Source organism: Bacillus sp. CCNWLW194, assembly GCF_037120585.1.
GTDB classification, from domain to species: domain Bacteria; phylum Bacillota; class Bacilli; order Bacillales; family Bacillaceae_G; genus Bacillus_A; species Bacillus_A basilensis.
In genome coordinates, this window is sequence record NZ_JBBBBL010000040.1 from 1 (window position 1) to 9,481 (window position 9,481).

Sequence of the window (9,481 nt, forward strand, 5' to 3'; positions counted from 1 at the left end):
ATGAAAAATTAGTTGTTTTCTGTAAAAAATACACAAAATTTTCATCTTGAGGGTGTAAATTCTTAAGTTGATGGGCACATATGGTGACCCCTAATATGAAAAATAATATAAAGATTTTAATTTGATCCTATATATTTTTTATAAATTTTAAAAGTAGATTCCCTATTTTTGGTATGATAGACAGAGACTATATAATTTCTTATGGATATTCTTGAAAAGGGAGTAATGCTGTATGAAATCAATAAATGTAAATGGCAATATATATTATATTGAATCTGTTCCTTTTGAAGATAAGAGTGAGCAGGATGAAGAGGGATACTACGAATATTTTTACAAAGGAGTCAATTTATCGTTTCACTCGGACAAAGAAATAATTACAGCCCGAATCTATGACAAGGAAAAAATAATATATTTCTTAAAAAATCCATCTCTCGCTTTTGGTAAGGATTTTGAAGCGATAAAGGTATATATAATTAAAGAATTTGATGTAAATACATTCAAGATTCCAGGTGGAGAAAAAGCCTATATAGAATTATAGCCATAATCGATTTCTGTCTTTACTATGATATATTAAAAGCAAAAGGTAGGTAAGTATATGATTGATAAAGCTGAATTAAATACTCATAAATAATTGTAAAGGGATATTCTTTGTTCAGGAGGACTATATAACCGTAGCTTACAAGTGATGTAGTGCTACACCTATTCCATCTAACTTGCAACATATTTGCGGTATCCTTGCCCTATCTCATCTAACTTGCAACACGTTTGCGGTATCCTTGCCCTATCTCATCTAACTTGCAACACGTTTGCGGTATTCTTGCCCTATCTCATCTAACTTGCGACACGTTTGCGGTATTCTTGCCCTATCCCATCTAATTTGCAACACGTTTGCGGTATCCTTACTCAAATCATAATAACCAGTAGCTTAAGACTTTTAATATAATATTAAAAAGTGGATATGCTTAAACACATATCCACTTTCAACTACGTATATTTTTCACCTTAAACATACTTTTTTCCTATTTATATACTTACCTTCGCTTCTCCAATATCCTGCTTTTTAATTAAATCTAAGTAAAAATGTGAGACAGTTGTGTTGTAATAAGGAGAAATAAAAATAAATGATAGATTAAATGTAAACATTCCGATAAATGCGACTAATAAAAACCAACCTATAAATGATAACCAAAGAACAAATAACTTTAGCTTATGTCCTTTCATTATTCTTTTACTTTCTCTCAATGCTTCACTTGCTGTATAATCAGGATTTTCTACTAATATGTAATACGACATGGAATAAGAAAAATATTTAATAATACCTGGAACAATTAATAAGAGACTCCATAAAAAAAGATAGATAGCCTGCAGCAGCCCCAATTTCATTGATTTAAACACATTCTTCTTTTTAAATCCCGAAAATACATCGTCTACCTTAGCATCTTCTTTTTTCCCTAAGTGTAAAGTAAAAACAGAATATCCATAATTGAAGATACCTTGTATGAGACTATAAATAAGGAAACAAACCCCACCTAAACCAATATAACTTAGAATAAGTACAGCAAGTGCTGTTGGATCTACTTGTGGTTCTCCACCAATTGAATAAATAAATAATGCATCAGGACCAATTATCCCGATAAATAGTGCAAATATTAAATACATAAAAGTGGCGATTGCTGATGCACTTAAGGTTGGTACAAAATAGAATAAAGCTGATACTCCTATACCTACTCCCCATTTCCCATCTAACGAATTCAGTGCTGCTTTCTTAAAATTTCTTGTCATACTTGTATTCCCTCCTTTTTTTTTATTTTGCCTTACTAAAAACATAAAAGAACTTGTAGCAGGCCCCGCTACAAGTTCTTTTAGCCAAATACTTTAGCTCATCGAAAAATTATTTATTCTACACAATCGGGGGTAATGCCTAAAATATGGTTTGTTAACATCATTATATAACATAATTATGAATTTTTGTTAAAAATTATGTATTTTCAGACTAATAAAACTCCATTTACGTACTCATTTCTATTTTTAAACAAAGGTAATAATTTATTAACACCAGGTATTTATTAAATAATCAAGCGAAATTTCTGTATAAACTTTAGATTATCAAAAGACATTATTGTTAGGACTTTAAGTACAATCAAATAAGATATATATAAAATTAAATAAGATATATATAAAATTAAATAATCTTACTTTCTTTTGACATTTAAAATATAATTTAACTTTTTGCAAAAAACACCAAGTTTATTAAATAAGGCTAAAACCGGAGAAATCTTTAATATAATTTAGATTGATATAAGATGTATTAAGGTGTGGTATGTATAGAATTTCTAATAACTTTAGTACATTTAAGTTCTTACTCTAATTAACTTACTAATATCTTTAAATATAATGGGGACATTTACTTTAATTTCTAAGATAAGATAGGATTAAAATTTATTATTTGGATAAAATATTTACACAGAATCTTTATATATTGAGGTGTATTGAATGGACCCTTTAACGGCCTTAGGAATTGCAGTTTCCATAATTGGATGGAGTATTGAATTTAACCAAAAAATACAACAAAGAAAGGAAATTGCAGGAGAAATAGTAACTGCAGCTAATAAGCTACAAGATCACTTAGAAGAAGTAATTGAAAGGCTTCACCTTGATAGAGCTAAAGGTTATTTGAAAGCCTTTTCATCAGATCTTAAAGATTACATGAGGGAACATGATGAATGTATTGACTGTCATGAAAACGAGGAAAAACTTAAAGCTCTTAGTGTTAAATTTGAAAATTTGACTACCGATATAAAACCAATCTTATATGAATTACAATTGAACGCAAAAACAACTGATGTAACTTTATTAACTAATGTATTTCCAGTTTACAGTGCTGTAAATGCTCTTGCTATTGCTGTACTAACCCAAAGAAAAATTAGATTTAATTATTATTTAGCTGATATCGAAATACTAGACCTATTGAACGAAAACCTAGATACACACCATGAAATTGAAAGAATTTTGTATTCTATTGAACATCCACGTGGATCTGTTTTTGTAAGGATAACAAACTCTAATCATCCACAAGAGATGTTCTTTAAAGAGTTAAACCAAATTCGGAAGATAACTGAGCAACACAGGTATTCTTTTTTAATTAATTTAAATGGAGATTTTTCATTCAATGTTACAGATGAGCAAACAGCCTTTGGGGGAATTAAATTTAACAGATGTAGTAATTATGCACTAAAAGAAGTTGACGGAAGACATATCATAGCTGTTAATAATAAAAATGGAACTTTAACTAATCCTAGTATCTACAAAAGAATCAATGGATTATACAGTAATGTTGACATAAGTTTTAATGTCACAGCAAAAACACAATACAACAATAGATTGGTTGAAATAGCAATCACAGAAATGGATTATATAAACAAGCGACTTGTAAACGAAAAACGTCAACAATTTACACTAACCAATTCCTGGGAAAAATATTCTGTTTCTATGGTAAAACAAGAAGATCATACGGTTCTAGATTTTGATGTCTTTTGGTATGATAATGAAGAAGCTGATTTACTAATACGTGATACACAGATAGAACTAGGGAACAGAGAATTTAAATTACCACTTCCCACATTACCCTTAATTCACCCATTGGCATGGCAGACAAGATGTGAAAATATGCGCTTAAGATTTGACCTTTCAAATGAATCTATTACAACACAGTATATTAGGGCTAATGATAGGGCTAGCACTTACAGCAATCCTAGTGTACTACAAAATATTAATATTTGGCCAAATTCAATAAGGAAGTATAAAATAACTTTTCAGGCACTAATTAAATCTGAAAATGATATTGGAAGAAAAGCTAACTTAGTGATTTGGGACATGAAAGGGAATTATCCTGGCGGTTCAGGACCAATAGCTTTTGAATCAGGCAGATATGAAATTTCAAGTTTATGGGAAAAATTCAGTGTAGAAGCTGAAATTGTACCTAGTACAAATATTAGATGTGAAATCTACTGGTTTGATAATGAGGAAACAGACATACTAATAAAAGATGCTGAATTAATTTATAGTGAAATATGAATTATGATTTATAAATTAAAGTTAAACTTATCCATAAAATAAAGTCGTATCGTTTCTAAAAATATTCTTTACTATTTTTGTATTTTAAAAAATAATAAAGAAATACTTATCTTATAAATTGTTCAAAAATCAACATAACAAATTAATATAGTCAAACTTATTTCAAACCAAGGATATAGAGCATTTTTAATCCTTTTAATAATGCTCTATATCCTTATTTTAAATTCTCAAAAATATTTAATGTACCGCTTATGTCTTTACAACTTATTGTAGACAATCTTCTGCATCAAAATTAAATTAATCAATCGTAACGTCCATTAGATTTTTCTAATAAAAATTTTTTGTGTAAAAAAGTTTCAAGTTTACTAAAATCTGTTGAAGAATATTCTCCCTCATGGGGATCACAATGATGTGAATCCTTATACAACTGAAACATATTCCACGGTACTGCATCGGAAACCTCAAATTTACTTTTTAGTTTTGGACAAAGACCTTTATTTAGTCCGCCCTGAACAGGAAAAGCAAAGTTTTTATATAGTGTGTCTGTCGCACCAGAATAGTTATCCACTTTAGTTGAGAAGTAGCTTACGCCATCAAAAAATTCATCATATCTTATAAACTGCAATAATAGTTGTGGGATAATATATTCTGGTTTGAATGTGTTAGTCGTATTTTTTACACGTACAGAACATGCTGCCATTAAAGGCCAAATAATTAAATAAGAAATTACTTCATTTGGTTCATTTAACCTATCCGCAAATAAGCGTTTTTTCATAATTGTACCGAAATCATAGAATTTCTTAATTATCTTCTCTATAAAAACAACAGGTGGTGTAGATAAATCTATATAACTTATATCATCCGATTTAAATACTGAAGTCTGAACCGTATTTAAATCCGGTTTATTAAGTTCTTCCCAGCAGGTTAAAGGAGAGCTTCCTAAATAGATACATGGTACCCCAGGAATACTGTATCTATTTGTGCTGACTATTCCCCGAAGTTCTAACGGAATATGAAACATTTCTTCACTTGTAAATACATGATCCGTACCGACCCGCATTTTATAGAGGAATTCATTGTCAAAGTTTTGAAGTGTTTTTATATCATTGAAATGATTTGGTATAGACACGTTATTTATTAAAACTCTACGAAATTCTATAAAAGCCTTTGACGGAAAACCTTTATAATATTCTTTTAAAGAATTAATAATCCCATTACACAAATCCTTTACAAGTTCCAAATCCTTTTTTGTAATCACTGTTTCTAATGTTGCACTGCAGATGCTCTCTAACCCTGAGATATAAGTAATGAAGCAATCTTCAAGATACTCTATAAAATCATCATTCTCCCTAGTTAGAGGTAACTTTCCCACCTCCTTATATAATTTAATGATAGGCAGCACTTCTAAAACCCAGTTTCTTAAACGGGTAATTTTTTTAGCGTCTTTTGAAAAATCAGATGGTGAGAATTCACTGGCTTGCTTTTCATTATAAGGATAAAATTTAAATTTCTTAGGTTCATTTATTTTTTGTAACTCTTCATATAAATTAAATGCAATATCAATTTCCTGTTTACTAGCGTTGCTGTCTTCTTTTATATGATTTAGTTTAAATGCTTTCTCTATTAAATCTGTTCTTAATTTTAAAATAGTAATCACATCACTTTTCAAACGAAAATAATTAATAAAGGTTTTACACTTTCTCAATATTACGGTATCAATTTTCTTATATAATTAAATTATTCTCTTTATTTATTTTATGTATCTGTTCCCTTTGAACCCTACTATTATAGGGTTCTTTTTTTATAATCATATATTTATTAATTAATTTATCGATTTCCTGACTTAAATAGAGAACTTTCGTATGACTAAAACCATGCTTATTTACCAGTTCTACTAATTCCATTTTTTTATTTTCTATTAGATCATTTAACTTCGCTACAAACATAAACTTTTTTATTTCACACTCCCCCTGAGCAAAATAAAAAGAGCTGCTCCCAGCTCTGATATAATAAAAACCTTTATTATTACAGTGTAAAATTTTCCGTATTCTATTATAAATGAATATATATAACACTAACAACAATAATTTCTAGTGTATCAATAAAAAGCAGCAATATTTAATTACTGCTACAACTTCTTTATAAATTCGTTATTAATAAAAACATATTCTTCTAGTTCATCAGCTTCACCATACCAAGCTTCCAGCTTTATAATATGTTCTGCTACTTCTTTTAATATCAAATTCATAAATAATGAAATAGGTATCACATTATATTCTTTAAATTGGCTATAAATGACCATTCATTACCTTTTAAATTTGTATAATAGTCATTCTCTTCTTCCCAGTTTCCTACGTGCCACCTCATATATAGAAAATCATCTTCTGCTAATGCTTCATTTATCTGTTCCTTTGTAATTGGAATGTCTGTGCTACGATTAACTTTTATATATTCTTTAACAAATGGAAACTTTAACGCTGCTTCTTCCCAGCTTCCTGTATTTATTAATTCCACCAATTCTTTATATTCATCCTTTATAATTACTTTACCTCGAAAGGCTGTATACATTTCAAAAGACAAATTTATCACCTTCTTAAATTCATTATGAATTTAATTAACATATATACTTAACTACACAATAGATGGTTTTAGAAATCGTACTACGTTTCCCTTTTCACTAAATTCACTCTCATTGTTACAATTTTTCGAGGTGAGATCCACTATATAACTCTCTGAAATTTTAAAAGTTCTTTCCTCATTAAACATTGTCAAAGGAACTGATACTCCAACATTATTATCTAAATGACTTAATACCATTACAGGTATAGTTTCTCCTTTTAATAAATCAACATATGAGGTCTTAACTTTATAATAATGTCCTTCTAAAAAATGCATTTTTCCGTTTATTAAATCCACTGCAACTCCATTATTACAATACGCTAAGTTTTGATTTAAAAAATGAATATCGTCTGATACTTTAATAAATTTCATCGTTTTATTATCAAATATATAGTAACCTTCTCTTACTACAAAAAGATTATGTGGATTGATAAACTCTAGCAGATAATGTGTGACTTCAAAGCTAGTATCTCTCTCAATCATGTCTCTGTATTCTACATAAAGTTTCTCTAACTTTTTAAATGTACTTAGTTTGATCCCCTGATTTGGTCTTGATGCAAGTGTTAAGTCATCTAATACCCATTTAGCCACATATGTTGACGTTGGAATCATTTACAATTTACCCCCTTCAAAATTCTATATATGAACATATAAACTATTTAAATTTAATAAATTGGGCTCTACTTAAAGTATAGGCAGAATCTATTTAATAACTAAGATAATTCTCTAACTTTTTTATATTTACTTCTTTTGAACTCCCCCCACTTTTACTTCGTTTAGAAGTAAGGGATTCCTAAGTAAAGAGTTCTATCGAACTCTAAATAAAAAAGAAGCTGTCCCATAAGCAGTGAAACCGACTTATGAGCAACTCCTTTTAAATGCCCTATGCAAAGGGACCATTTAAATCATCTATAAGTAACTTTTACTATTTTCGTTTTCCAAGCAAAACATTTATATGATAGCCATCCCTATAAAGTGTAACTTTGCGACCATCTAATTCTATTGTTCGAGAGCTTGCAGTAGGATTTTTCATGATATTGTACAGATAATATCCTTTAGTTGGTAAGAGGTTTTTTAGGATTTTTTTCACAGGAGTCGGCTGCTTGTTTATAAGTGTCACTCCACCTCTTAGATACATTTCATTCGCTAGATTGATAAGCATTTCAAATGCCATTCCGCAGTTTCCTAGCCTCATTGTTATTCCTCGCTTTTTATTCAAAGGATTACTTGATTGAGTTTCTATAAAATAGTAATTAATATATAATTAGACTATTCAAATCTTAAGTGGTGATGCAAATGACTGAAACAATTCGAATTGCTCTTTTCACTCTTGTAGGAATAAGTGCCATATTTTCCGTAATTAAAGAATTTCAAAAACCAGAAAAGAGAAAGTTTTGGGTTACATTCGAAGCTTTAGTTCTGCTCGGAGCAACCTGGATGTTAATAGGACTTCTCATATAACCTACATAATTAGTACACTCCCTTTGAATAAAACTAAACATTCCGTCAATAATGTATATGACATTAGATTTTCTCCTTATTCCCCCTTGGAGATGAGCAGTTAGTTTTAGCTAACTGCTCCTTTATTTATAACAATGATAAAATTATTTAGAATGATTCTTCTTTATTTCTCAATATAAGGAGGCTTGGATTTTTATTAATACTCCTGTAGTATATAAACAAAGAGTAAGGTAAGAGTTACTCTTTGCCATTTTAGGAAAGGGCCTGCTATTTATAGCAGGTCCTTTTTGTTAAACTACAACTAAAATAGCGTTTTTATTTAAAATAACAGCTCTAAATCAATTGGACATATTCACTAATTTATTCATCACTAAATCCATGTTAAAATCTCTTGTGAGTACGACATAGCTCAATTTTGTAAAGCCCTGTAACATTTTTATAGGGCTTCTTTTTTTCAATAAGACGTTAGTTAATTGTGCTGACTACCTTGATTTACAAAATCATATTTTGTTCACTTTTTTGATACATTTATGAAACATTCATATGTTACGTTATATAAGTCCTTTTTTGGATCATATTCATTCTGTTAAAAAGTCCTAGTCCCCACTAGGGCTTTTTGCGTTTAAATAAAGAGGTGTACTGTATTTCTCAATGCACAATATTACTTAACATGGTAAAATAATATTTGGATTGGCGTCCAATACATATTATTAAAATTAAGATGGTTCAAGTCGGAGGAAGGCACCTTTGGGTGTCTTTTCTTTATTTCTCAATATAACACTTTTAAAAATATGATATTATTTTAATGCAAAGTCCCTTTTGTGCAATGAGATAGTAGTACCCAATAAAAAGGCCCACCTATTTCCGTAGGTGGGCCTTATCTTTATTACACAATACAAAATTATGCTCTCTATTTCTCATAAACTTTATGTAATTATACATATATTAAAAAAATCAAACTAAACGAATATTACATGTAGTAAAATATAAATTGTGGACACGTTCTATAAAGCAGATTCTTTTGAAAGACGTAACATATCGACCATTATAAAAGATATGCCTTCACTCTATTACTGATTTCAAATCTCTTGTACTTTGTGAACTAACAATCTGGTGTATATAGACGATTCTGTTTTATAGGATGTGTTTACCCGTATAACAAAGGGATAATACGGGTAAATTTATACAAAATGAATGTGGTTCAAGTCGGAGAAAAGGCACCTTAGGGTGTCTTTTTTTATGGGGTACCGCCACACATCCATCAACTTAAGGTATATTTTTATACAAAATGCGGTCTTTCCATATAGTTTTTTATTATCTTTTATAG

General features: G+C 29.5%; 7 protein-coding genes and 3 pseudogenes. 3 read left to right on the plus strand and 7 right to left on the minus strand.

What is annotated here, in order from left to right; translation table 11 throughout:
- The first annotated feature begins 232 nt into the window (after positions 1–232).
- Complete coding sequence (locus tag V7S50_RS33710) at positions 233–538, plus strand: hypothetical protein (RefSeq protein ID WP_000836244.1); 306 nt, start codon at positions 233–235, stop codon at positions 536–538.
- 485 nt (positions 539–1,023) lie between these two features.
- On the opposite strand, the gene V7S50_RS33715 is transcribed toward V7S50_RS33710, so the two are convergent.
- Complete coding sequence (locus tag V7S50_RS33715) at positions 1,024–1,782, minus strand: DUF975 family protein (RefSeq protein ID WP_336376846.1); 759 nt, start codon at positions 1,780–1,782, stop codon at positions 1,024–1,026.
- Positions 1,783–2,493: 711 nt separating this feature from the next.
- Here V7S50_RS33715 and V7S50_RS33720 point away from each other — a divergent pair.
- Positions 2,494–4,074, plus strand: a complete 1,581-nt coding sequence (locus V7S50_RS33720) for a hypothetical protein (RefSeq protein ID WP_336376845.1) — start codon at positions 2,494–2,496, stop codon at positions 4,072–4,074.
- A gap of 301 nt (positions 4,075–4,375) precedes the next feature.
- Here V7S50_RS33720 and V7S50_RS33725 read toward each other — a convergent pair whose 3' ends face one another.
- The 6 genes and pseudogenes from V7S50_RS33725 to V7S50_RS33745 form a co-directional block, all read right to left on the minus strand.
- Positions 4,376–5,779 carry a hypothetical protein gene (locus tag V7S50_RS33725; protein ID WP_336376844.1) on the minus strand — a complete coding sequence of 468 codons (1,404 nt, stop codon included), beginning with the start codon at positions 5,777–5,779 and terminating at the stop codon, positions 4,376–4,378.
- Between the two features lie 19 nt (positions 5,780–5,798).
- Complete coding sequence (locus V7S50_RS33730) at positions 5,799–6,020, minus strand: aspartyl-phosphate phosphatase Spo0E family protein (protein ID WP_336376843.1); 222 nt, start codon at positions 6,018–6,020, stop codon at positions 5,799–5,801.
- Positions 6,021–6,202: 182 nt separating this feature from the next.
- Positions 6,203–6,642, minus strand: a pseudogene (locus tag V7S50_RS33735) (hypothetical protein).
- Between the two features lie 63 nt (positions 6,643–6,705).
- Positions 6,706–7,305, minus strand: a complete 600-nt coding sequence (locus V7S50_RS33740) for a hypothetical protein (protein ID WP_097996023.1) — start codon at positions 7,303–7,305, stop codon at positions 6,706–6,708.
- 313 nt (positions 7,306–7,618) lie between these two features.
- A pseudogene (locus V7S50_RS34240) lies at positions 7,619–7,786 on the minus strand (S-layer homology domain-containing protein); the annotation flags it as partial.
- Positions 7,772–7,888, minus strand: a pseudogene (locus V7S50_RS33745) (Holliday junction resolvase RecU); the annotation flags it as partial. The pseudogenes V7S50_RS34240 and V7S50_RS33745, both read right to left, overlap by 15 nt.
- Before the next feature lie 101 nt (positions 7,889–7,989).
- Here V7S50_RS33745 and V7S50_RS33750 point away from each other — a divergent pair.
- Positions 7,990–8,154 (plus strand): hypothetical protein, encoded by a 165-nt coding sequence (locus V7S50_RS33750; protein ID WP_336376842.1) that lies wholly within the window; start codon positions 7,990–7,992, stop codon positions 8,152–8,154.
- The last annotated feature ends 1,327 nt before the right edge of the window (positions 8,155–9,481 follow it).